General features: G+C 66.5%; 23 protein-coding genes. 15 read left to right on the forward strand and 8 right to left on the reverse strand.

All coding sequences use genetic code 11. The annotated features are described in order from the left end of the window. The first annotated feature begins 95 nt into the window (after positions 1-95). Both A5775_RS14130 and A5775_RS14135 read left to right on the forward strand, forming a co-directional pair. Entirely contained in the window at positions 96-920 is an 825-nt protein-coding gene (locus tag A5775_RS14130; protein ID WP_067253778.1) for an amidohydrolase family protein, read from the forward strand. Continuing rightward, positions 917-2,467 carry an acetolactate synthase large subunit gene (locus tag A5775_RS14135; protein WP_067253161.1) on the forward strand — a complete coding sequence of 517 codons (1,551 nt, stop codon included), beginning with the start codon at positions 917-919 and terminating at the stop codon, positions 2,465-2,467. Before A5775_RS14130 ends, A5775_RS14135 begins: the two co-directional genes overlap by 4 nt. Here A5775_RS14135 and A5775_RS14140 read toward each other — a convergent pair. From A5775_RS14140 to A5775_RS14160, 5 genes are all read right to left on the reverse strand, one after another. After that, the gene (locus A5775_RS14140; RefSeq protein WP_067253163.1) at positions 2,453-3,166 is read right to left on the reverse strand and encodes a hypothetical protein; all 714 of its coding nucleotides are present in this window, start codon (positions 3,164-3,166) and stop codon (positions 2,453-2,455) included. The two genes, A5775_RS14135 and A5775_RS14140, sit on opposite strands and share 15 nt — an antisense overlap. A gap of 138 nt (positions 3,167-3,304) precedes the next feature. Continuing rightward, positions 3,305-3,529 carry a hypothetical protein gene (locus A5775_RS14145; RefSeq protein WP_067253165.1) on the reverse strand — a complete coding sequence of 75 codons (225 nt, stop codon included), beginning with the start codon at positions 3,527-3,529 and terminating at the stop codon, positions 3,305-3,307. 65 nt (positions 3,530-3,594) lie between these two features. Then, entirely contained in the window at positions 3,595-5,106 is a 1,512-nt protein-coding gene (gene fadD17, locus A5775_RS14150) for a long-chain-fatty-acid--CoA ligase FadD17 (protein WP_067253167.1), read from the reverse strand. Positions 5,107-5,111: 5 nt separating this feature from the next. After that, the gene (locus A5775_RS14155) at positions 5,112-6,209 is read right to left on the reverse strand and encodes an acyl-CoA dehydrogenase family protein (protein ID WP_067253169.1); all 1,098 of its coding nucleotides are present in this window, start codon (positions 6,207-6,209) and stop codon (positions 5,112-5,114) included. A gap of 28 nt (positions 6,210-6,237) precedes the next feature. Continuing rightward, the gene (locus A5775_RS14160) at positions 6,238-7,416 is read right to left on the reverse strand and encodes an acyl-CoA dehydrogenase (protein WP_067253171.1); all 1,179 of its coding nucleotides are present in this window, start codon (positions 7,414-7,416) and stop codon (positions 6,238-6,240) included. 212 nt (positions 7,417-7,628) lie between these two features. On the opposite strand from A5775_RS14160, the gene A5775_RS14165 reads away from it, so the two are divergent. From A5775_RS14165 to A5775_RS14220, 12 genes are all read left to right on the forward strand, one after another. Then, entirely contained in the window at positions 7,629-7,820 is a 192-nt protein-coding gene (locus tag A5775_RS14165; protein WP_082953031.1) for a ferredoxin, read from the forward strand. Positions 7,821-7,833: 13 nt separating this feature from the next. Beyond that, a complete protein-coding gene (locus A5775_RS14170) occupies positions 7,834-8,748 on the forward strand; it encodes a 3-oxoacyl-ACP reductase (protein WP_067253175.1) in 915 nt (304 codons plus the stop codon). 234 nt (positions 8,749-8,982) lie between these two features. Next, a complete protein-coding gene (locus A5775_RS14175) occupies positions 8,983-9,747 on the forward strand; it encodes an ABC transporter permease (protein WP_067253177.1) in 765 nt (254 codons plus the stop codon). A 19-nt stretch (positions 9,748-9,766) separates the two neighbouring features. Beyond that, complete coding sequence (locus A5775_RS14180; protein ID WP_067253180.1) at positions 9,767-10,609, forward strand: ABC transporter permease; 843 nt, start codon at positions 9,767-9,769, stop codon at positions 10,607-10,609. Positions 10,610-10,628: 19 nt separating this feature from the next. Next, positions 10,629-11,831 (forward strand): virulence factor Mce family protein, encoded by a 1,203-nt coding sequence (locus A5775_RS14185; RefSeq protein WP_067253182.1) that lies wholly within the window; start codon positions 10,629-10,631, stop codon positions 11,829-11,831. Beyond that, complete coding sequence (locus A5775_RS14190; protein WP_067253184.1) at positions 11,831-12,883, forward strand: virulence factor Mce family protein; 1,053 nt, start codon at positions 11,831-11,833, stop codon at positions 12,881-12,883. Before A5775_RS14185 ends, A5775_RS14190 begins: the two co-directional genes overlap by 1 nt. Next, positions 12,873-13,937 (forward strand): virulence factor Mce family protein, encoded by a 1,065-nt coding sequence (locus A5775_RS14195; protein ID WP_067253186.1) that lies wholly within the window; start codon positions 12,873-12,875, stop codon positions 13,935-13,937. The genes A5775_RS14190 and A5775_RS14195 overlap by 11 nt, the downstream gene beginning before the upstream one ends. After that, complete coding sequence (locus A5775_RS14200; protein WP_067253189.1) at positions 13,934-15,361, forward strand: virulence factor Mce family protein; 1,428 nt, start codon at positions 13,934-13,936, stop codon at positions 15,359-15,361. The genes A5775_RS14195 and A5775_RS14200 overlap by 4 nt, the downstream gene beginning before the upstream one ends. After that, a complete protein-coding gene (locus tag A5775_RS14205) occupies positions 15,358-16,512 on the forward strand; it encodes a virulence factor Mce family protein (RefSeq protein ID WP_067253191.1) in 1,155 nt (384 codons plus the stop codon). The genes A5775_RS14200 and A5775_RS14205 overlap by 4 nt, the downstream gene beginning before the upstream one ends. An 11-nt stretch (positions 16,513-16,523) precedes the next feature. Beyond that, positions 16,524-18,248: a virulence factor Mce family protein gene (locus A5775_RS14210; RefSeq protein WP_067253194.1), complete on the forward strand. Its 1,725-nt coding sequence runs from the start codon at positions 16,524-16,526 to the stop codon at positions 18,246-18,248. After that, on the forward strand, positions 18,248-18,967 hold the full coding sequence (locus A5775_RS14215; protein ID WP_067253196.1) for a mammalian cell entry protein: 720 nt from the start codon (positions 18,248-18,250) through the stop codon (positions 18,965-18,967). Before A5775_RS14210 ends, A5775_RS14215 begins: the two co-directional genes overlap by 1 nt. Continuing rightward, a complete protein-coding gene (locus A5775_RS14220) occupies positions 18,967-19,458 on the forward strand; it encodes a mammalian cell entry protein (protein WP_067253198.1) in 492 nt (163 codons plus the stop codon). Before A5775_RS14215 ends, A5775_RS14220 begins: the two co-directional genes overlap by 1 nt. Before the next feature lie 21 nt (positions 19,459-19,479). Here A5775_RS14220 and A5775_RS14225 read toward each other — a convergent pair whose 3' ends face one another. The 3 genes from A5775_RS14225 to A5775_RS25435 all read right to left on the reverse strand — a co-directional run bounded on the left by A5775_RS14225 (position 19,480) and on the right by A5775_RS25435 (position 21,791). Beyond that, a complete protein-coding gene (locus A5775_RS14225) occupies positions 19,480-20,058 on the reverse strand; it encodes a hypothetical protein (protein ID WP_067253200.1) in 579 nt (192 codons plus the stop codon). Between the two features lie 86 nt (positions 20,059-20,144). After that, positions 20,145-21,626 (reverse strand): trehalose-6-phosphate synthase, encoded by a 1,482-nt coding sequence (locus A5775_RS14230; RefSeq protein WP_067253202.1) that lies wholly within the window; start codon positions 21,624-21,626, stop codon positions 20,145-20,147. Further along, positions 21,627-21,791: a hypothetical protein gene (locus A5775_RS25435; RefSeq protein WP_156660697.1), complete on the reverse strand. Its 165-nt coding sequence runs from the start codon at positions 21,789-21,791 to the stop codon at positions 21,627-21,629. It abuts the gene before it with no gap. Positions 21,792-22,033: 242 nt separating this feature from the next. Between A5775_RS25435 and A5775_RS14235 the strand changes: the two genes are divergently transcribed. Next, entirely contained in the window at positions 22,034-22,969 is a 936-nt protein-coding gene (locus A5775_RS14235; RefSeq protein ID WP_067253204.1) for an enoyl-CoA hydratase, read from the forward strand. The last annotated feature ends 40 nt before the right edge of the window (positions 22,970-23,009 follow it).

The raw sequence follows: 23,009 nt of genomic DNA on the forward strand, positions 1-23,009 counted from the left end.
GCGCTGGCCGCCTGAGCGGCGTCTACATCGGATTGCCCGCCTTCTCCTCCTGCCGTTACGCGGCGTGCATCGTCGCCGGGCTACTGTCGATCCCGATGACGATCGACGTCTGGATGCAACACCCGACGCAGCGGTTCCTGCGCAGCGACATGCTGGCGTCCCTGCGGCGCTGGACGGGCGGGTCGATCCCCGATACCGAAATCCCGATCGAGGCGACCCTGGCGTCGATGGACGCCGCCGGCGTGCACCTGGGCATACTCAGCGCCTGGCGCGGCCCGAATGGCGAAGACCTTGTCTCCAACGACGAGGTGGCGCAATGGATTGCCGCGCACCCGGACCGGTTCGCCGGGCTTGCCGCCGTCGACCTCGACCGCCCGATGGAAGCGGTCCGCGAGCTGAGACGGCGAATCGGAGAAGGGTTCGTCGGCCTGCGGGTGGTGCCGTGGTTGTGGAAGGCCCCGCCCACCGATCGCCGCTACTATCCGTTGTTCGCCCAGTGCGTCGAGTCCGGGGTGCCGTTCTGCACCCAGGTCGGTCACACCGGCCCGCTGCGCCCGTCGGAAACCGGCCGGCCGATTCCCTACATCGACGAGGTGGCCCTGGATTTTCCGGAACTGGTGATCGTCTGCGGCCACGTCGGCTACCCGTGGACCGAAGAGATGGTCGCGGTGGCCCGCAAGCACGAAAACGTCTACATCGACACGTCGGCGTACACGATCAGGCGGCTGCCGGAAGAACTGATCAGATTCATGAAAACTCGCACCGGGCAACGGAAAGTGTTGTTCGGCACCAATTACCCGATGATCGCCCACGAGCACGCGTTGGCCGGGCTGGACGAACTCGGGCTGTCCGACGAGGCTCGCCGAGACTTCTTGCGCAGCAATGCCGAACGAGTGTTCCGACTGGAGGCAATCAGGTGAATGGCGCCCAGGCCCTGATCAACACCCTGGTCGACGGCGGCGTCGACGTGTGTTTCGCGAACCCGGGCACGTCGGAGATGCACTTCGTCGCCGCCCTGGACAGTGTTCCGCGGATGCGCGGCGTGCTGGCCTTGTTCGAGGGCGTCGCCACCGGCGCGGCCGACGGGTATGCCCGGATGGCCGATCGCCCGGCGGCGGTGCTGCTGCATCTGGGCCCTGGCCTCGGCAACGGCCTGGCCAACTTGCACAACGCGCGACGCGCCCGGGTGCCGATGGTGGTGGTCGTGGGCGACCACGCCACGTATCACAAAAAGTACGACGCCCCACTGGAATCCGACATCGACGCCCTCGCCGGCACCGTCTCGGGATGGGTGCGCCGAACGGGTGACGCCTCCCAGGTTTCGGCCGACGCCGTCGAGGGCATCGCGGCCAGCCGATGGGGCTCACAGATCTCGACGCTGATCCTGCCCGCCGACGTGTCCTGGTCCGACGGCGCCCAGCTGTTCTCCAACCTGGAGGCGCAGCCGGCGGGCGCCGACCCACTGCTGGCGCCCGAAGTGGCCGAGGTGCTCGGCTCCGGGGAGCCGACCGTGATCATGGTGGGCGGCGATGCCACCCGCCACGCCGGCCTGGCCGCGGCCACCCGGATCGCCGCGGCCACGGGCGCGCGCGTGCTGTGCGAGACGTTCCCCGCCCGGCTGGAGCGCGGCGCCGGTGTCCCCGCCGTCGATCGGCTCGCTTATTTCGCCGAGGCCGCCACGGCCCAGCTCGATGGCGCCAAACATCTGGTGCTGGCGGGCGCCAAGTCGCCCGTGTCGTTCTTTGCCTATCCCGGCATGCCGAGCGACCTGGTGCCGGCCGGCTGCGAGGTGCATGTGCTCGCCGAACACAGCGGCGCGGCGGATGCGCTGATCGCCTTGGCGGATCAGGTGTCGCCCGGCACGGCGGCGCCGGTGGCGGCCGCGTCGCGCCCGAAGCTGCCGGTGGGCGCGCTGACTTCCGCGTCAGCGGCCGACGTGATCGGGGCGCTGATGCCGGAACGGGCGATCGTGGTCGACGAGTCGAACACCTCGGGCGTGCTGCTCGCCCAGGCCACCGCTGGTGCCCCGGCGCATGACTGGCTGACCCTGACCGGCGGGGCGATCGGCTACGGCATCCCGGCGGCGGTCGGTGCGGCGATCGCCGCCCCGGATCGTCCGGTGCTGTGCCTGGAATCCGACGGCTCGGCCATGTACACCATCGCGGGATTGTGGACCCAGGCGCGGGAGAACCTCAACGTCACCACCGTGCTGTACAACAACGCCGCCTACGACATCCTGCGAATCGAACTGCAACGAGTCGGCGCGGGGTCGGCTCCCGGGCCCGAAGCCCTCTCCCTGCTCGATTTATCGGACCCCACAATGGATTTCGTGAAGCTCAGCGAGGGTATGGGGGTGCCGGCCCGTCGCGTCACCACCGCCGAAGAGTTCGCCGATGCGCTGCAGGCCGCGTTCTCAGAACCCGGACCGCATCTGATCGATGCCGTCGTGCCGTCAATAACGGGCTAGGCTCGGCGCCCGGCTCAGCAGCCAGTCGGTCAGCGTGTTGATCACATCGACCCCCGTGTCGAACGCGCCGTCGTGCGCGTCCGCCGCCAGCGCCACACCCCACTGCCCGGATGGGGTTGGGACGATCCCGAATTGCCGGACCAGGTACCCACCTTGCACCCCCGGGCCCCAACCCCCCTTTGCGGCAATCCCTTTGGCCGCCAGCCCCCACCGGTCACTGGGGGCGAGTCGTTGCATCAGGTCGATCACCTCGGCGGCATCCGGGATGGTCGTCAGCTCCGCGGCGAACCGCGCTTGGCGCTGCAGGCTCCACTCGGTTTGGCCAAAAGCGGTGAAACCACGGCGAAGTCGGCGTGACTCGACCACCGTCGCGGTGTCACCGCCTTCGGCCACCACGACCTGAACCTGGCGTGCCGCATCGGCCGGCTCGCCCAACTGCGACCACAACCGCTCAGAGGCGCGGTTGTCGGATTCGGTGATGGCCCGCACGGCGAAATCGCGGGCGCTCAGCCAATCGCTGCGCAGTGCGGCTATCGCCAGGGGCACTTTGATCGTCGACCATGCCACCCCGGACCACCAGCTCCCCAGCGAGAATGTTCTGTCCGGCCGGGCGATGGCGACGCCGACGCTCGCCGGCAGCTCCGCGGAAAGCTGTTCGAAGCTCGCCTCGAGCGCGAGCTCGAGAGGGCGTGCCGTCATGCGCGGGTCTCGGTGTCGGCGTGCGTGGTCACGGTGCCGAGCCGGGGGTCCGGCGCATCAACCATCGCGTCTCCTTGTCATTGCGGCATGTTCAGTGCGGCCCCGGCACACAGCTTCACCGTGCGGCGGGCGAAACCATCAGCCTGACGGCGACGGCAGTGGCGGCCCTTCCTCCGGCGGCGGCGGAGTCTCGCCCGATTCGGGCTCCGGCGTCGGCGGTGACCACACCAGCGGCGGCGGGGGTGGCGGAACGGGAGGCGGTGGGGGCGGTTCCGCCGCGGCGAAGCCGGCGCCCATCCCGAATGCGGCGCCGCCCAGCGACCCAACCAGGATCGAGCCGGCGATCAGTTCGCGGATTTTCATCAAGCGCTGAGTTTACTGCGTCCACGGCGCATCCGGCGGCAATGCCGTCCCGGGCGCCGAGGTCGCTAGCGGTGGATCTTCCACACCGGGCCGCCGCCCTCGACGCCCTGGGCGGCCAATTGCCGCTTCAGCACTTTGAAGGTCACCGTCCGCGGGAGCGCGGTGACGATCCGCACATACGACGGCCACTGTTTGGGTCCCAAGTCGGGTTGCTCGGCCAAAAAGGCCCGGAACTTCTCGTCATCGAACTCGGTGCCCGGCGCCATCACCACCGCGGCCATGACTTGGTCGCCGACGATCGCGTCGGGCACCGGGTACACCGCCACCTCGGTGACGTCGGGGTGGCGCAACAGCACCCGCTCGATCGGGGCGGCACCGAGATTTTCACCGTCGACCCGCATCCAATCACCCAGCCGCCCGGCGAAATACGCATAGCCGGCGTCATCGCGATAGGCGAGATCGCCACTGTGGTACACCCCGCCCGCCATCCGCTCGGCCTCGGCCGCCTCGTCGTTGTAGTAACCCTCGAAACGTCCCGGCCCGGCGGTGTTCACCAGCTCCCCGACCACGCCCGGCGGGCAGGGCGCACCGGTCTCGGGATCGACGATCTCGATGCCCTGCGGGAGCGGACCCAAGGAACCCGGCGGTGTGTCGGGGGTACGCGCTATGGCCACGCCGCCTTCGGTGGAGCCGAACCCGTCCTGAACGACGCAGCCGAACCTGCGACCGAAGCGCTCGATGTCGTCGGGCACGCCCTCGTTGCCGTACACCGCGCGCAGCGGGTTGTCCGCGTCGTCGGGCCGCTCCGGCGTGGCGAGCACGTACGACAATGGCTTGCCCACGTAATTGGCGTAGGTGGCGCCGTAGCGGCGGACGTCGACGATGAAATTCGACGCGGAGAACTTGCGCCGCAACGCCATTGATCCCTCGCAGGCCGCGGCCACCGCCCAGCCGACCAGCACCGCGTTGGAATGAAACATCGGCATCGACACGTAGCAGACGTCGTCGCGGCCGAGCCCGAAGCGCTGCGACATCGTCACGCCTGCGATCGCGACCTTGCCGTGGCCGCACTTGACCGCCTTCGGCTCGCCGCTGGTGCCCGACGTGAAGATCAGCATGAACAGGTCGGCCGGCGAGACCGACTGAAAAGAGACTTCGGCGCCGCGGTGCGCGGCGACCGCGTGCGCCCACTCGGAAGAGTCGGCGTTCAGGTGCTCGATGTCGCCCAGCGTCGCAGCCGATGTCGAGTCGGCGAGCACCAATTGGCAATCGGCCCGATCGATGTCGCGCCGCAGCGCCTCGCCGCGGCGCACCGGGTTGAGCCCGACCGGGACGATCCCCGACATTCCCGCGGCCACCAGCATCGCCGAGAAGAAGGGGGTGTTCTCCAGCAGCACGCCGACATGCGGCGGCCGACTGGGGTCGAGGCGCTCACGCAGCGCCGCGGCTATCTCGGCACCGTGCTGCAGGTGATCGCGCCAGCTGGTGAACGACTCCTCGAAGTAGATGCCCCGATCGTCGATCTCGGTCAGCGGCGCCAACAGTTTCGTGACCGTCAGGTCATCGGTGAGTTCCATTGCGCCTAGGCGGGCGTCTCCGCCAGCTCACGCCCGATACGGCGCAGCTGCCCGGTGGCGCCACCCAAGGCGAACTCGATCTCCTTGGCGGCCAGGAAATAGCGGTGCGCCGGATGATCGGTATCGACGCCGACCCCGCCGTGCACATGCACGATGGTGTGGGCCACGCGGTGGCCGGCGTCGGCGGCCCAGAATGCCGCGCTGGCGACGTCGATTTCGGCCGGAATGTCTTCGGAGACTCGCCAGGCCGCCTGGGTGAGCGTGAGCCGCAACCCCTTGACGTCGATGTAGCCGTCGGCCAGCCGCTGCGAGACCGCCTGGAAGCTGCCGATCGGGCGGTCGAATTGCTCACGCTCGCGCGCGTATTCGGCGGTCATCTGCAGGCCGCGCTCGAGCACGCCGAGCTGGAAAGCGCTGCGGCCCAACGTGCCAAGCGTGCCGAGCCATGTCGCTACCTCGGCGCCGCCGACCTTGCGGCTGCCGTCCACCTCGGTTCCGTCCAGCGCGAGGTGCCCGACGCTGCCCAGGCCGGTGGTTTCCAGTGCGGTCACCGTGACGCCCGGATCGTCGGCGGCAACCAGGAAAACCGCTGTGCCGGAATCTGTTTCGGCGGGGACCAGGAACGCGTCGGCAACCGGCCCGAAGCCGATTTGCGTGCGGGTGCCGGTCAGCCGGTAGCCGGCACCGCCGCTGACCGCCTGCACCGGGCCCTCGCCCATCTCGCCGTCGAGGGCGACGGCCAGCGTCTTCTCGCCGCTGACCGCCGGCGCGCCCCAGCTCTGCTGCAGCTCTTCGGAGCCGAATCGGGCCAGCGCTCCGGCGCCCAGCGCGACCGACTCCAGGTAGGGCACCGCGGCCAGCTGGTGCCCCAGCGCAACCAGGATCGCGATTTGCTCGAGCGCACCGAAGCCGTCGCCGCCCAGCGATGACGCCGACGCGCTGGACAGGATTCCGGCGTCGATCAGCTTTCGCCACAGGTCGCGGTCGAACCGCTGGTCGAGCGCGTCAAGCTCACGTTGGTGTTCGGGGGTGCATACCGAGTCAACGATGGTGTCGACCAGGTTGCCGAGGTCGTTCGCCGCTTCGGTTGTGGTGAAATCCATGAGAGTCCGTCCTTTATTACGTAGCGGCTCAGCGGTTTCGGGGTAGGCCGAGGGCGACCATGCCGATGATGTCGCGCTGCACCTCATTGGTGCCGCCGCCGAAGGTCAGGATCAGGCAGGCCCGGTGCATCCGCTCGACCCGGCCTGACAGCTTCGAGCCCGGCGAATTCTGGCGGACCGTCGCGGCCGTACCGAGCACCTCCATCAGCAGGCGGTAGGCCTCGGTGGCCAGCTCGGTGCCGTACACCTTGGCCGCCGACGCGGCGGCGGGCGACAGGTCTTCGTTTGCCGCCGAGGCCAGTTCCCAGTTGATCAGCTTGAGGACCTCGGCCTTGGCGTGCACCCGGGCCAGGTTGAGCTGGACCCACTCGGAGTCGATGAGCCGGGCGCCGCCGCCATCCTTGGTGTTCTGCGCCCATTCGCGAACCTCGCGCAGGGCCAGGAAGATCGGTTGCGGCGAGACGAGCGCGACCCGCTCGTGGTTGAGCTGGTTGGTCACCAGCTTCCAGCCGCCGTTCTCCTCGCCGACCAGGTTGGTCACCGGGACACGCACATCGGAGTAGTAGGTGGCGCTGGTGTCGACACCGGCCATGGTGTGCACGGGCGTCCAGGAGAAACCGTCGGCGGTCGTCGGCACGGTCAGCATCGAAATGCCGCGGTGCTTTTTGGCCTCGGGGTTGGTGCGCACCGCCAGCCACACCCAGTCGGCGTAGGCGATCAGGCTGGTCCACATCTTCTGGCCGTTGACCACGTAGTCGTCGCCGTCGCGCACCGCGGTGGTGCGCAGATTGGCCAGGTCGGTGCCCGCGCCGGGCTCGGAGTAGCCGATGGAGAAGTGCAGCTCGCCGGCCGCGATCTTCGGGAGGAAGAACTTCTTCTGCTCCTCGGAGCCGAACGCCATGATCGTCGGGGCCACGCTGTTGATCGTCAGGAACGGCACCGGCACGCCGGCGATGGCGGCCTCGTCGGTGAAGATCAGCGAGTCCATCGGCGAGCGGTCCTGGCCGCCGTACTCTGTGGGCCAGTTCAGGGTGAGCCACCCATCCTTGCCCATCTGCGCAACGGTGTCGCGATACGCGGTGCCCGTCCCGACCTCGCCCTGCGTCGAGGTCAGCGCCTCGCGGCGCTCCGGGGTCATGAGCGCGGTGAAGTACGACCGCAGCTCGCGACGCAACTCCTCCTGTTCCGGGGTGTAACTGATGCGCATTTCAGCCGTCCTTGAGTCAATGACGTTCGGAGTAACAAGCCTCGTCACAGGCTGCAGCTCGACCAACGGCTACCCGTTCGTCTTCCCGGTTGTAACACGTTCTAGTCTGGGAATCCAGCGACCGTTTCCCTAGAGGTGTCGGGGTCCTATGGTGGACCTACATGCTGATGAGGCGTGTCCTCAGTCTGAAGGCCAGGTTCAAGGAGGGTGCTGTGCGGGTGATCGTGGACCGTGACCGGTGCGAAGGTAACGCAGTGTGCTTGGGAATTGCCCCGGACATCTTCGACCTGGATGACGAGGACTACGCCGTGGTGAAGCTCGACCCGATTCCGTCCGACAGAGAGCAGTTGGCCGAGCAAGCGATCGCGGAGTGCCCGCGCGCGGCCCTCCTGCGTGAAAACTAGAGGTATTCATAAATTGACTAGCAGCACGAACGCGACCGATCTCTCCGGGAAGGTCGCGGTGGTGACCGGTGCGGCCGCGGGTCTGGGACGGGCCGAGGCGCTCGGCCTGGCCCGTCAGGGAGCGACCGTCGTCGTCAACGACATCGCCGCCGCGTTGAATGCCTCCGACGTCATCGACGAAATCAATTCCTGCGGTGCCAAGGCCGTCGCCGTGGCCGGGGACATCAGCGAACGCGCCACCGCCGACGAACTGGTCACCCAGGCCGACGCGCTGGGCGGGCTCGGCATCGTGGTCAACAACGCCGGCATCACCCGCGACCGGATGCTGTTCAACATGTCCGACGAGGAGTGGGACCTGGTCATCGCCGTGCACCTGCGCGGTCATTTCCTGCTGACCCGCAACGCCGCCACCTACTGGCGCGCCAAGGCCAAGGAGGCGGGGGGCCAGATCTTCGGCCGGATCGTCAACACCGCGTCGGAGGCCGGCCTGGTCGGCCCCGTCGGGCAGGCGAATTACGGCGCCGCCAAAGCCGGGATCATTTCGCTCACGCTGACCGCCGCGCGGGCGCTGGGCCGCTACGGCGTGTGCGCCAATGCCATCTGCCCCCGCGCACGCACCGCGATGACGGCCGACGTCTTCGGCGACGCACCGGAGTTGGACGCGGGCGGCGTCGACCCGCTGTCGCCGGAGCACGTCGTTAACCTGGTCACGTTCCTGTCCTCTCCCGCGGCGGCGGAAGTCAACGGCCAGGTGTTCATCGTCTACGGCCCACAGGTGACATTGGTCGCTGCACCGACCGTGGAGCGCAAATTCAGCGCCAACGGCGCCGCTTGGGACCCTGCGCAACTGAGCGCGACCCTGCAGGATTACTTTGCTGGCCGTGATCCTGAACACAATTTTTCGGCGAGTGCGCTGATGGAGCAATAGCCATTTTCGGCTAGTCGATCGGGGGGAATCGGCAGGTAGAACGTGTGTCAGTTTGACACGTGACAAGTGCGTCTGACCTGCCGAATTAACGGTTGTGATACAGAATGCTGTTCATTGACATGGTGAAGTTGTTCTGAGTTAATATGATCCGGCTCACACCGAGCCCCGTGCGACCGTAGACAACGCAAAGGCCAGCCATAGACTTCGCCGAGACCAGCCGAGGGGGGAACCGAGTTGATTGAGCAACTTGCGGTCCCCGCGCGCGCCATCGGCGGATTCTTCGAAATGATGATGGACACCGGCCGGGCAGCTTTTCGCCGGCCGTTCCAATTTGGTGAGTTTCTCGATCAGACGTGGATGATCGCCCGCGTGTCGCTGCTTCCGACGCTGCTGGTCTCCATCCCCTTCACCGTGCTGGTGGCCTTCACCCTCAACATCCTGCTGCGCGAGATCGGCGCCGCCGACCTGTCCGGCGCCGGAACCGCATTCGGCACCATCACCCAGCTGGGTCCGGTGGTGACCGTGCTCGTCGTGGCCGGCGCCGGTGCCACCGCGATCTGTGCCGACCTCGGAGCGCGCACCATCCGCGAAGAGATCGACGCGATGCGCGTGCTCGGCATCGACCCGATCCAGCGGCTGGTCGTACCCCGTGTGCTGGCATCCACGGTGGTGGCCCTGCTGCTCAACGGATTGGTATGTGCCATCGGGCTTTCCGGTGGGTACGTGTTCTCCGTCTTCCTGCAGGGTGTCAACCCGGGCGCGTTCATCAACGGCTTGACCGTGCTGACCGGTCTGCGCGAGTTGGTCCTCGCCGAAGTCAAAGCGCTGCTGTTCGGTGTGATGGCCGGGATGGTGGGCTGCTATCGCGGCCTGACCGTCAAGGGTGGGCCCAAGGGCGTCGGCAACGCGGTCAACGAAACCGTGGTCTACGCCTTCATCTGTCTGTTCGTGATCAACGTGGTGATGACCGCCATCGGCGTGCGAATTTCGGCGAAGTGATGAGACGGGTGAGCACGCGATGAGTTACGACGCCACACTGCGGTTCCGCCGCCTCTTTTCGCGGCTGCAAGAGCCGGTTGACGACTTCGGTGAGCAGGCGTTGTTCTACGGGCAGACCGTGCGTTATGTCCCGAACGCGCTCACCCGGTACCGCAAGGAGACGATCCGGCTGATCGCCGAGATGACCATGGGCGCGGGCGCCCTCGTCATGATCGGCGGCACGGTCGGTGTCGCGGCCTTTTTGACCCTGGCATCGGGCGGTGTCATTGCGGTGCAGGGGTATTCGTCGCTGGGCAACATCGGCATCGAGGCGCTGACGGGGTTCCTGTCGGCCTTCCTCAACGTCCGGGTGGTCGCCCCGGTGATCGCCGGTATCGCGCTGGCGGCCACCATCGGTGCCGGCGCCACCGCGCAGTTGGGCGCCATGCGGGTGTCCGAGGAGATCGACGCCGTCGAGTGCATGGCGGTGCACTCGGTGTCCTACCTGGTATCGACCCGCCTGATCGCCGGTCTCATTGCGATCATTCCGCTGTACTCGCTGTCGGTGCTGGCCGCGTTCTTCGCCGCCCGCTTCACCACGGTATACATCAACGGGCAGTCGAAAGGCCTCTACGACCACTACTTCAATACGTTCCTGATCCCGTCGGACCTGTTGTGGTCATTCCTACAGGCCATCGTGATGTCCATCGCGGTCATGCTCGTCCATACCTATTACGGCTACAACGCCAGCGGCGGTCCGGTCGGCGTCGGGATCGCGGTCGGCCAGGCCGTGCGGACGTCGTTGATCGTCGTGGTCGTCATCACATTGTTCATCTCGCTCGCTGTGTATGGGGCGTCCGGTAACTTCAACCTCTCCGGATAACAGGACCGCTTAAAAGGACATGGCAGACACAGGGGCGCGGCGTACCACCGTCCGGCTGGCAGCAGCAGTGCTGGCCGGCCTGATGGTGGCTTTCGCTGTGCTGACCTACCTTTCCTACACCGCGGCCTTCGCGTCGATCGACACCATCACCGTGTCGGCGCCGCGGGCGGGCCTGGTGATGGAGAAGGGCGCCAAGGTCAAATACCGCGGCATCCAGATTGGCAAGGTCGAGGCCATCGACTATTCCGCTGACCAGGCGCGGCTGCGGCTGGCCATCAACAGCGACGACATGCATTTCATCCCGTCCAACGCGACGGTGCACATCGCGGGTAACACCATCTTCGGCGCCAAGGCGGTGGAATTCATTCCGCCCCAGACGCCTTCGCCGACCTCCCTGCGTCCGGATGCGCACGTCGCGGCCTCGTCGGTGCAGCTGGAAGTCAACACCTTGTTCCAGTCGCTGATGGATCTGCTGCACAAGGTCGACCCCGTCGAACTGAACGGGACGCTGAGCGCGTTCGCGGAAGGCCTGCGCGGCCACGGCGACGACCTGGGCGGCATCCTTTCGGGATTGAATACGCTGACGCGCCAAGCGAATCCGAAACTGCCCACCTTGCAGGAAGACCTCCGTAAGACCGCGGTCGTAGCCAACGTCTATGCCGACTCCGCCCCGAACCTGAACACCGTCTTCGACAACCTGCCGACGATCAACAAGACCGTCGTGGACCAGCAGAAGAACCTGGACAGCACGCTGTTGGCCACCATCGGCCTGTCCAACAACGCCTACGACACGTTGGCCCCGGCCGAGCAGGACTTCATCGACACCATCAACCGGCTGCGGGCCCCGCTCAAGGTCGCCGCCGACTACTCACCGGAATTCGGCTGCCTGTTCGCCGGCATCGAGCGCGGTATCAAGGAATTCGCCCCGCTGCTCGGCGTTCGCAAGGCGGGGCTGTTCACGTCGTCGAGCTTCGTGCTGGGCGCGCCGTCGTACACGTATCCGGAATCGTTGCCGATCGTGAACGCCTCCGGCGGTCCGAACTGCCGTGGGCTGCCCGACATCCCGACCAAGCAGACCGGCGGCTCGTTCTACCGGGCGCCGTTCCTGGTGACCGACAACGCCAACATCCCGTACGAGCCGTTCACCGAGCTGCAGTTCGACGCGCCCTCGACGCTGCAGTTCTTGTTCCACGGCGCCTTCGCGGAACGGGACGATTTCTGATGCCCAGCTCCGAGATGCCCTCGCACCGTTCGATGATGATCAAGGTCAGCATCTTCGCGGTCGCCATGGTGCTGGTGTCGGCGGGGCTGGTGGTGGTCTTCGGCGACTTCCGGTTCGGCCCCGAAAGCACCTACCACGCAACGTTTACCGACATCTCACGGCTCAAGTCCGGCCAGAAGGTGCGCATCGCCGGGGTGCCGGTCGGTGCGGTGTCGGACATCAAGCTCAACCGCGACAACACGATCGACGTGACATTCGGGGTCGACAAGCGCTACACGCTCTACTCGTCGACACGCGCGGTGATCCGCTACGAAAACCTGGTCGGCGATCGATATTTGGAGATCACGTCCGGCCCGGGAGAGCTGCGAAGGCTGCCGGCGGGCGGGACGATCAACAGCCAACACACCCAGCCCGCTCTGGATCTCGATGCGCTGTTGGGCGGACTTCGACCGGTGCTCAAAGGCCTTGACGCCGATAAGGTCAACACCATCAGCGGCGCGGTCATCCAGCTGCTGCAGGGCCAGGGCGGGGCATTGTCGAACGTGCTGGCTGACACGAGCGCGTTCTCCTCGGCGCTGGGCCAGCGCGACCAGCTCATCGGTGACGTGATCAACAACCTCAACACGGTGCTGACGACCGTGGATCAACGCAGCGCGCAATTTTCGACCAGTGTCGACCAGTTGCAACAGCTGATCACCGGGCTGGCCAACCACAAAGACGACATCGCGGGTGCCATCCCCCCGCTGGCCTCGACGACGACGGATCTGACGCAGCTGCTGAAGAATTCGCGCCGGCCGCTGCAAGGCATCCTGGAGAACACCCGTCCGCTGGCCACCGAGCTGGACAACCGCAAGGCAGAGGTGAACAACGACGTCGAACAGCTCGGCGAGGACTATCTGCGGCTGGCCGCCCTCGGCGCCTACGGGTCGTTCTTCAACATCTATTTCTGCTCCGTGACGATCAAGATCAACGGCCCCGCCGGTGGCGACATCTTGCTGCCCCTGGGTGGCCAGGTGGATCCCAGCAAGGGGAGGTGCGCTTTTGCCAAGTAATGCAAAGCGTGAGCGCGATCCACTGCGCACCGGCATCTTCGGTGTGGTGCTGGTGATCTGCGTCGTGCTCATCGCATTCGGCTACGCCGGGTTACCGTTCTGGCCGCAGGGCAAGATCTACGACGCCTACTTCACCGACGCGGGCGGCATCAATCCCGGAAATGCCGTCTACGTCTCGGGTTTCAAAGTCGGCAAGGTGACCTCCGTGGGCCTGGCCGGCGACAGCGCCAAGATCAGCTTCAGCGTCGACCGCCACGTCGCGGTCGGCGACCAGTCGCTGGCCGCGATCCGCACCGACACCATCCTCGGCGAGCGCTCCATCTCGGTGACCCCGGCCGGAGGCGGCAAGGCAACCACCATCCCGCTCAGTCGCACCACGACGCCGTACACGCTGGCCGGCGCGCTCGAGGACCTGGGTTCCAATGCCAGCAACCTGAACAAGCCGCAGTTCGAGAAAGCCTTGAACGTGCTGACGGACACGCTGCACGACGCGAACCCCGAGCTGCGCGGTGCGCTGGACGGCGTGACGTCCCTGTCCCGCACCCTGGACCGCCGCGACGAGGCGCTGCAAAGCCTACTGGCGCACGCGAAGTCGGTCACCGGCGTGTTGTCCCAGCGCGCCGAGCAGGTCAACAAGTTGGTCGACGACGGTAACGAGTTGTTCGCCGCGCTCAACGAACGCCACCGCGCGCTGGGTCAGCTGATCTCGGGTATCCAGGGGCTCTCAGCGCAAATTTCCGGCTTCGTCGCCGACAACCGCAGGGAATTCGGGCCTGCACTGAACAAGCTCAACGATGTGCTGTCCAACCTCAACGAACGCCGCGACTACATCACCGAGGCCCTCAAGCGGCTGCCCACCTACGCCACCGAGTTGGGCGAGGTGGTCGGGTCGGGTCCCGGCTTCAACGTGAACGTCTACGGTGTCATCCCGGCGCCGCTGCTCGCGACGATGTTCGACTTCTTCTATCAGCCCGGCAAGATGCCGGCCAGCCTCGCCGACTATCTGCGCGGGTTGATTCAGGAACGCTGGATCATCAGGCCGAAGTCACCATGATGCAGCGGATCATCGCCAGCCGGGGGCTGCGCTACGCCACCATCATCGCGCTGGTCGTGGTGTTGGTGGGTGGCGTGTATGTACTGTCGTCGCAAGCGAATAACCGCAAGATTGTCGGCTACTTCGCCTCGGCAGTCGGTTTGTATCCAGGCGACCAGGTGCGCATCCTGGGTGTCCCGGTCGGCACCATCGACACGATCCAGCCGCGGCCGTCCGACGTCAAGATCACTATGTCGGTGTCCAAGGACGTGAAGGTCCCCAAGGACGCCAAGGCCATCATCATGTCGCCAAACCTGGTGGCGGCCAGGTTCATCCAGTTGACACCGGCGTACACCGGAGGGTCGGAGATGGCCGACGGCGCCAGCATCGGCCCCGACCGCACCGCGGTGCCGGTGGAATGGGACGAGGTCAAGGAGTCGCTGACTCAGCTGGCCGTCCAGCTCGGCCCGACGGCCGGGTCGATGCAGGGACCGTTGGGCGCGGCGATCAACCAGGCCGCCGACACCTTCGACGGCAAGGGCCAGTCGTTCCACAGCGCCTTGCGTGAGCTCTCGCAAGCCGCTGGGCGGCTGGGGGATTCGCGCGGCGACATCTTCGGCACGATCAAAAACCTGCAAGTGGTGGTCAACGCCCTGTCGTCCAGTAATGAACAGATCGTCCAATTCGCCGGTAACGTCGCCTCGGTGTCGCAGGTGCTCGCCGACAGCTCCCGCCATCTCGACAGCACCCTGGGGACCCTCAACACAGCGCTGTCGGACATCCGCGGGTTTCTCCACGAAAACAACTCGACCATCATCGATACGGTCAACAACCTCAACGATTTCGCGAAGACACTGAGCGACGAGAGCGACGACATCGAGCAGGTGCTGCACGTGGCGGGCCCGGGTATCGCCAACTTCTACAACATCTACGACCCCGCGCAAGGCACGCTGAACGGCCTGTTGTCGATACCGGAATTCGCCAATCCCGTGCAGTTCATCTGCGGTGGATCCTTCGAGACCGCGGCCGGGCCTAGGGCTCCCGACTACTTCAAGCGCGCCGAACTCTGCCGCGAGCGGCTGGGCCCGGTGCTGCGCCGGCTCACCGTGAACTATCCGCCGGTGATGTTCCACCCGCTCAACACGATCACGGCGTACAAAGGCCAGATCATCTACGACACCCCGGAAACCCAGGCCAAGGCGGCGACTCCGGTCCCGGAGCTGACCTGGGTCCCGGCCAAGGGCGCCCAAACGCCGCCGGCCGCCCAGAACCCGGCGGACCTGCAGGCGCTGCTCGTCCCGCCGGCCCCACAGGCCGGCCCGGCACCTGGCCCCGCGCCGGCTGGTGCCGCTCCGGCCCCCGGTCCAGCTCCGGGAAGCGCGTTCGGTCCGCTGCCGGGTCCGGCCCCCGGCGGGCCGGCCGCCGGTTTGGGTGGTGGCGGATGAACCGAATGTGGTTGCGCGCCAGCGGATTGGCGGCGGGGAGCGTGCTGCTGGCCGGCTGCCAATTCAACGGCCTGAACTCGTTGGCCATGCCCGGCACCGCCGGCCATGGCAGTGGCGCCTACTCGGTGACCGTCGAGCTCCCCGATGTGGCGACGCTGCCCCAGAACTCGCCGGTCATGGTCGACGACGTCACCGTCGGCAGTGTCGCCGGTATTGCGGCCGAACAGCGCGCCGACGGATCGTTTTATGCGGCAGTGAAATTGGCGCTGAACAAAAACGTTGTGTTGCCCGCCAACTCGACCGCGACCGTGGCCCAGACGTCGCTGCTCGGTTCGATGCACATCGACCTGGCGCGGCCGAAGAACAAGCCGGCCGTCGGCAGGCTGACCGACGGGTCGAAAATCGCGGAGGCCAACACCGGTCGCTATCCCACCACCGAAGAGGTGCTCTCGGCGCTCGGCGTGGTGGTGAACAAGGGCAATGTCGGTGCGCTGGAAGAGATCACCGACGAAACCTATCGGGCGGTCGCGGGCCGGCAGGACCAGTTCGTCGACCTGATCCCCAGGTTGGCGGAATTGACCTCGGGGCTCAACCGTCAGGTCAACGACATCATCGATGCGGTCGACGGATTGAACCGGTTCTCGGGAGCATTGGCGCGCGACAAGGACAACCTGGGCCGCGCGCTGGACACGTTGCCCGAGGCGATTCGCGTGCTCAACAAGAACCGCGACCACATCGTGGAGGCCTTCGGGGCGCTGCACAAGCTGGCCAATGTCACCTCGCACGTGCTGGCAAAGACCAAGGTGGACTTCGCCGCCGATTTGAAGGACCTGTACTCGGTGGTGAAGACGCTCAACGACAACCGACGGAATTTCGTCACCTCACTACAGCTGTTGCTGACGTTCCCGTTCCCCAACTTCGGGATCAAGCAGGCGGTGCGGGGCGACTACCTCAACGTGTTCACCACCTTCGACCTCACCCTGCGCCGGCTCGGTGAAACGTTCTTCACCACGGCGTATTTCGACCCGAACATGGCGCACATGGACGAGATCCTCAATCCGCCGGACTTCTTGACCGGCGAATTGGCCAACCTGTCCGGACAGGCCGCGGATCCGTTCAAGATTCCGCCCGGCACGGCTTCGGGACAGTAGGGCGGGCGCAGATGCATGACAGACTGACCAAAATCCAGCTGGCGATCTTCGCCGTGATCACGGCGATCACCTTGACCGTGATGGCGATCTTCTACCTGCGGCTGCCCGCGACGTTCGGCATCGGAACCTATAACGTGAGCGCCGATTTCGTCGCGGGTGGTGGCCTGTATAAGAACGCCAACGTCACCTACCGCGGCGTTGCCGTCGGCCGTGTCGAGTCGGTGGGCCTGAGCCCCAACGGAGTCATCGCCCAGATGCGGCTGAACAGCGAGACTGCCATCCCGTCCAACGTCACCGCCACGGTCAAGAGTGTGTCGGCGGTCGGCGAGCAGTACATCGATCTGGTGCCCCCGGGCTCACCGGCATCGAGCAAGTTGACCAACGGATTTCGCATCGAGCGGCAGAACACCCGGATCGGCCAGGAAGTCGCCAACCTGTTGAAGCGGGCGGAGACGCTGGTCAACAGCCTGGGTGACACCCGGTTGCGTGAGCTGTTGCACGAGACGTTCATTGCGGCCAACGGTTCGGGCCCCGAGCTCGCCCGGCTCTTCGAGTCGGCCCGGCTGCTGGTGGACGAGGCCAATGTCAACTATCCGCAAGTCTCGCAATTGATCGATCAGGCCGGACCGTTCCTGCAGGCCCAGATCCGCGCCGGTGGCGACATCAAATCGCTGTCGGATGGGTTGGCGCGGTTCACCTCCGAGGTCCGTCAGGCCGACCCCCAGCTCCGCGACACCCTGGCCACGGCGCCGGGTGCCACCGACGAGGCCAGCACCGCGTTCTCCGGCATCCGTCCCTCCTTCCCGGCGCTGGCCGCCAGCCTGGCCAACCTGGGCCGGGTGGGGGTGATCTACCACAAGTCGATCGAGCAGCTGCTGGTGGTCTTGCCGGCGCTGTTCGCCGCGATCACCACCGCCGCGGGCGGCGGACCGCAAGACGAAGGCGCCAAGCTGGACTTCAAGCTCGACCTCAACGACCCGCCGCCGTGCGCCGTCGGCTTCCTGCCCCCGCCGTTGATGCGCACTCCGGCCGATGAAACGGTGCGCGAGCTTCCGAGGGACATGTACTGCAAGACCGCCCAGAACGATCCCAGCACCGTGCGTGGCGCCCGCAACTACCCGTGCCAGGAGTTCCCCGGAAAACGCGCCCCCACGATTCAGCTCTGTCGCGACCCGAAGGGCTACGTGCCGGTGGGTCGCAACCCGTGGCGCGGCCCACCGGTGCCCTACGACACCCCGGTGACCAACGGGCTGAACGTGTTGCCGCCCAATCACTTCCCGTATATCCCGCCGGATGCCGAACCCGATCCAGGAACACCGATCGTCGGGCCGCCGCCTCCGGGTGTGGTGCCCGGGCCGGGGCCGCTGCCCAACAAGCAGCCGGCCTACGATCCGCCGCCGCCCAACGACAATGGGCCGCCGCCGCCGTTCACGTCGTGGCAACCACCCGGCGTACCCCCCGTGCCGCCGCAGCTTCCGTACCCGAAGTGGTTGCCCCCGCCGGCGCCGCCGCTGGGGATCAACCCGCCGCCGGCGGGCCCGGGACCGGAGAAACCGTGGGGGCCGCCGCCCGGAGGGCAGCCGCAGGCCAGCGGGCCCGCTTACGCCACCTATGACGAAAAGACCGGCGCGTTTATCGATCCGGCCGGTGGCACTGGTATCTTCGCGGCCGGCGCCACCGGAACCTCCGGCGCCGAGAACTGGGTGGACCTCATGCTTGATCCAAGGCCTCTGTAATGGACCGTGTAGCGGATCCTGCCGTGGCAGACGAACAAACAACCAAGCCGCGCGCTCGTCGTAAAGCCTCGCGCGCGGCGGGTCCCGCCAAGAGTGAGTCGACCCAAGACGTCACGGTCCAGACCGAGGTTCCGGCCGCGCCGAAGCAGCCGGCGAAACCCGTCAAGACACTCAAGTCCATCAAGCCGCCACCGCGGCGCCAGCCGCACCGCGCCCTGGTGGCGTGGATCTCGTTCGCGGCGGCACTGCTGGCGGTGGGGGCGTTGGCCGGATGCGCGGCGATCTTGATCGTCCAGCACCGCCAGGCCACCGCCGCGCAGGCCCGCGACCAACGTTTCGTCGACACCGCGACGCAGACGGTGGTCAACATGTTCAGCTACAAGCAGGACAACATCGACGAGAGCGTCAACCGGTTCGTCAACGGGACCAGCGGACCGCTGCGGGGCATGCTCGGCGCCAATAACAACGCCGAGAACCTCAAGGCCATCTTTCGCTCCACCAATGCGACGTCCGAGGCGGTTATCAACGGCGCCGCATTGGAAGGCGTTGACGCCGTTACCGATAACGCATCCGTGTTGGTCTCGGTTCGCGTCACGGTCGCCGACATGGATGGGGTCAACAAGCCGTCTATGCCCTACCGGTTGCGCGTCATCGTGCACGAAGACGAGTCGGGGCGGATGAGTGGCTACGACCTGAAGTATCCCGACGGGGGCAATTGATGCGATGGTGGCGTTGGCTGCTCATCGTCGCGGGTTACCTTCTGGCCGTGGCGTTCGTCGGGTTGTCCGCGGTGGCCGGCTGGATGTACTGGAGTCGGGTCGAGGTTCGCGGTGAGCAGGCGGCGCGTGCGGTGTTGCCCACCTTGGCGGCCAAGGAAATTCCCGAGGTCTTCGCCTACGACTACCAAACCGTCGAACGTAGCCTCGCGGCCGCGTACCCGCTGTTGACCCCCGACTATCGCGCGGAGTTCCAGAAGAGCGCCAACACGCAGATCATTCCCGAGGCCAAGAAGCGCGAAGTGGTAGTGCAGGCCAACGTCGTGGGCGTGGGAGTCATGTCCGCCCAACGGAATTCCGCGTCAGTGATGGTCTACATGAACCGGACGGTCACCGATAAGTCGCGTCAGCCGTTGTATGACGGCAGCCGGTTACGGGTCGATTTCAAAAAGATCGGCAAGCAGTGGTTGATCGCCTACATCACGCCGATCTAGCCAGCCGCTGATCGATCGAGCTCAGTAGCACATCGCAATGCCGTTGCAGTACAACGGGTAACGCTCTACGGGGCTGGGTGGCGGCCCGGTCATCGCCAGCGAGAACGGTTGCTTCTTCATCTCCGGCTGCATCCCGCACACCGCCCCGTGCATCGTGGTGTGGGTGCCGCTCATCGTTTCGTCGCTGAACGCGAAGGTTTCGGTGGACGGCGCGGTGCCTCCGCCCGGACAGGCCACGCCGTTGTCCTTTTGAACCTTGAACGTCCACAGCATGCTGGACATGCGCGCCCGGCCGCTGAAGTTCTGCAGCTTGTCGGCCGCGCTGATCTGCTCAGACGTCGAACTCACGATGTTCAGCGCGCAGTTCATCGCGAAGACGATCGGGTCGGAATAGTCGTTCATGTTGCGCGTCCCGGACGGCTGGTCACAGAGCGCGGAAATGGTCCAGGTGACCCCGGAAACTCCGGCCTCGTTGTAAGCGTAGGTGCCGTCCGCCGGCGGCCCCAGCGCTTTGGCCGGTTCGCCGGATTGCAACGCGATTCCCGTTGCGACGGCCGTGAAGACGGCGGCACCCGCGGCCAGTCCGTGACGGAGCTTCATGTGACTCATTCTCCTTCGCGTGCGACGCTGCACCCGAGTATCACAGCGTTGGCGCGCCAACACCATGGGTTTCCGGCGCATCCGGGCTAATCGGCATCGTGGGGCCGCGCCTCGGCGAGCGCATCGAGGAATGACCGCGCCCAGCGGTCGACGTCGTGGGCGAGCACCTGGCGGCGCAGTGACCGCATGCGCCGCCGTCCTTCCTCGACGGTCTGGTTGAGCGCGTCCTCGATCGCGTCCTTGACCCCTTCGAGGTCGTGTGGGTTGACCAGATACGCCTGGCGTAATTCGGCGGCGGCACCGGTGAATTCGGACAGGACCAGCGCACCGCCGAGATCGCTGCGGCAGGCGACGTACTCCTTGGCGACCAGGTTCATCCCGTCGCGCAGCGGGGTGACCAGCATGACGTCGGCGGCCACGAAGAACGCGATGAGTTCGTCGCGGGGGACCGGTCGGTGCAGGTAGTGCACCATCGGATGCCCGACTTCGCCGTATTCGCCGTTGATGTGGCCGACCTGGCGTTCGATGTCGTTGCGCAGGTGCTGGTAGCTGTCCACCCGTTCGCGACTCGGCGTCGCCAGTTGGATCAGCACCGTGTCGTCGCGCTTGGCGCGGCCCTCCGCGAGCAGCTCCGAAAAGGCCTTGAGCCGAACATCGATGCCCTTGGTGTAGTCGAGCCGGTCGACGCCGAGCAGCACCTTGCGGGGGTTGCCGAGCTCGGCCCGAATCTCCTTGGCGCGGCGCCTGATATCGCGGCGGCGGGCCGTCCGGTCGAGCGCACTGGAGTCGATGGAGATGGGGAAGGCGCCCACCCGAACGACGCGGGAGCCCAGGTCCACCTCGCCGTACCGCGACCGCACCCCGACCGCGCCGCGCGACGTGTTGGCGCCGATCAACCGCCGGGAAAGGAACAAGAAATTCTGCGCGCCGCCGGCCAGATGGAAACCGACCAGATCGGCACCGAGCAGGCCCTCGATGATCTCGGTGCGCCACGGCATCTGCATGAACAGCTCCACCGGCGGGAAGGGGATGTGCAAGAAGAAGCCGATGGTCAGGTCGGGCCGCAGTTCCCGCAGCATCTTCGGCACCAGCTGTAGCTGATAGTCCTGGACCCACACGGTCGCGCCGCGCGCGGCGACCCGTGAGGTGGCCTCGGCGAAGCGGCGGTTGACGACGACGTAGCGCTCCCACCATTCGCGGTGGTAGATCGGCTTGACGATGACGTCGTGATACAGCGGCCACAGTGTGGCGTTCGAGAAACCCTCGTAGTATTCGGCGACGTCGTCCGCGCTCAGCTTGACCGGCCGAAGCTCCAGGTCCTCCTGGACGATGGGGTCGTCCTCGTGCTCGACGTCCTCGTCGACGACGCCCGGCCAGCCGACCCATGCCCCGCGCCGGCGGCGCAGCAACGGCTCCAAGGCCGTGACCAGTCCCCCCGGGCTGCGCCTCCACGCCGTGGTGCCGTCAGGAAGCACCTCCCGATCGACCGGCAGCCGGTTGGCAACGACGACGAAGTCGGAATTCCCGAATTTGGCCGCCTTCGCGCTTCGACGTCCCCCGGAAGCCATTTACGTGTCGAGTTTCGCCGGCCCGATACCCAGCATGGACAGGAAAACCCGGCATTCGTCGGCATCCGTGGCGTACGCCGCGACGACCCGCCTGGCCTGGCTCGCAGTGCTGTCCGCCACCGGCTCGACGTCGCCGATTTCGCCAGGATCAGATTTCGTAGGCATGACTTAACTGTAGGCGACGCGCGTGATCGGCCGCAGCCCGTCTCACCAGCTAACGGGCGTCGGGCGCGTTTATGGCGGGTTTGCAGGGATTCGCCGCGCCGCTCGCGAAGACACGACCGGCCATCACGACCACGGGGCGCGCGGCCGGAGGGGGCTCGCAGCCCGTCCCCCCACCGCGGGGCCGGTTACATACTGGCCGTAATGTGTAAACAGTTCGAGCTGACAACGACCGAGGTGGGCCAATGACTCTCTCAGAGCAAGCCGGCGCTCAGGCGGGCAACGCCGACGCCGAGGAGCTGGTGACCTACGAGACCCTCGACGAGGGCAGCATCGCGCGCATCTGGCTCAACCGGGCCGACGCTCACAACGCGCAGAACCGCGGCCTGCTGGTTCAGCTCGACGAGGCGTTCCTGCGCGCCGAGGCCGATGACACCGTCCGGGTGGTCATCCTGGCCGCCCGCGGCAAAAACTTCTCCGCCGGCCACGACCTGGGCTCGGAGTTGGCGCTCGCCGAGCGGGCGCCCGGTGCGGGACAGCATCCGAGCTTTCGGATCAACGGCGCCACCCGGGATCCGGTCGCGGAAAAGACCTATCTACAGGAGTGGCACTACTTCTTCCAAAACACTTGCCGCTGGCGCGATCTGCGCAAGATCACGATCGCCCAGGTCCAGGGCAACGCGATCTCGGCCGGGCTGATGCTGATCTGGGCGTGCGATCTGATCGTCGCCGCGGACAACGCGAAGTTCAGCGACGTGGTCGGCGTGCGGATGGGTATGCCGGGTGTCGAATATTATGCCCACCCTTGGGAATTCGGTCCGCGCAAGGCCAAAGAACTGCTGCTGACCGGTGATGCGCTCGACGCCGACGAGGCCTACCGGCTTGGCATGGTGTCCAAGGTGTTCCCGGTCGACGAATTAGCCGACAAGACACTGGAATTCGCGCGGCGCATCGCGGAGCGGCCCACCATGGCGGCCATGCTGATCAAAGATTCGGTCAACGCCGCCTCCGACGCGATGGGTTTCACCGAAGCGCTGCGGCATGCGTTCCACATCCACGAGCTCGGCCACGCGCACTGGGCGGCGCACAACGAGAACAGGTACCCCATCGGCCTGCCGCCCGACGTCGAGGACTGGCGCAACGCCAAGCCGACCAAGCTGGCGCGTCGCGACACCCCGTAGCCGGGCGTGCTCTCGTCGCATGCCCGGGGGAGTCGTCGCC

This window comes from Mycobacterium sp. 852002-10029_SCH5224772 (genome assembly GCF_001667315.1).
Classification (GTDB): Bacteria; Actinomycetota; Actinomycetes; order Mycobacteriales; family Mycobacteriaceae; genus Mycobacterium.

Excerpts from the sequence above, each read along its gene's own strand:
- A5775_RS14130 (WP_067253778.1), top strand. The coding sequence starts at position 96 with ATGACGATCGACGTCTGGATGCAACACCCGACGCAGCGGTTCCTGCGC.
- A5775_RS14140 (WP_067253163.1), bottom strand. The coding sequence starts at position 3,166 with ATGACGGCACGCCCTCTCGAGCTCGCGCTCGAGGCGAGCTTCGAACAG.
- A5775_RS14145 (WP_067253165.1), bottom strand. The coding sequence starts at position 3,529 with ATGAAAATCCGCGAACTGATCGCCGGCTCGATCCTGGTTGGGTCGCTG.
- fadD17 (WP_067253167.1), bottom strand. The coding sequence starts at position 5,106 with ATGGAACTCACCGATGACCTGACGGTCACGAAACTGTTGGCGCCGCTG.
- A5775_RS14155 (WP_067253169.1), bottom strand. The coding sequence starts at position 6,209 with ATGGATTTCACCACAACCGAAGCGGCGAACGACCTCGGCAACCTGGTC.
- A5775_RS14160 (WP_067253171.1), bottom strand. The coding sequence starts at position 7,416 with ATGCGCATCAGTTACACCCCGGAACAGGAGGAGTTGCGTCGCGAGCTG.
- A5775_RS14180 (WP_067253180.1), top strand. The coding sequence starts at position 9,767 with ATGAGTTACGACGCCACACTGCGGTTCCGCCGCCTCTTTTCGCGGCTG.
- A5775_RS14185 (WP_067253182.1), top strand. The coding sequence starts at position 10,629 with ATGGCAGACACAGGGGCGCGGCGTACCACCGTCCGGCTGGCAGCAGCA.
- A5775_RS14190 (WP_067253184.1), top strand. The coding sequence starts at position 11,831 with ATGCCCAGCTCCGAGATGCCCTCGCACCGTTCGATGATGATCAAGGTC.
- A5775_RS14200 (WP_067253189.1), top strand. The coding sequence starts at position 13,934 with ATGATGCAGCGGATCATCGCCAGCCGGGGGCTGCGCTACGCCACCATC.
- A5775_RS14205 (WP_067253191.1), top strand. The coding sequence starts at position 15,358 with ATGAACCGAATGTGGTTGCGCGCCAGCGGATTGGCGGCGGGGAGCGTG.
- A5775_RS14210 (WP_067253194.1), top strand. The coding sequence starts at position 16,524 with ATGCATGACAGACTGACCAAAATCCAGCTGGCGATCTTCGCCGTGATC.
- A5775_RS14215 (WP_067253196.1), top strand. The coding sequence starts at position 18,248 with ATGGACCGTGTAGCGGATCCTGCCGTGGCAGACGAACAAACAACCAAG.
- A5775_RS14220 (WP_067253198.1), top strand. The coding sequence starts at position 18,967 with ATGCGATGGTGGCGTTGGCTGCTCATCGTCGCGGGTTACCTTCTGGCC.
- A5775_RS14225 (WP_067253200.1), bottom strand. The coding sequence starts at position 20,058 with ATGAAGCTCCGTCACGGACTGGCCGCGGGTGCCGCCGTCTTCACGGCC.
- A5775_RS14230 (WP_067253202.1), bottom strand. The coding sequence starts at position 21,626 with ATGGCTTCCGGGGGACGTCGAAGCGCGAAGGCGGCCAAATTCGGGAAT.
- A5775_RS25435 (WP_156660697.1), bottom strand. The coding sequence starts at position 21,791 with ATGCCTACGAAATCTGATCCTGGCGAAATCGGCGACGTCGAGCCGGTG.
- A5775_RS14235 (WP_067253204.1), top strand. The coding sequence starts at position 22,034 with ATGACTCTCTCAGAGCAAGCCGGCGCTCAGGCGGGCAACGCCGACGCC.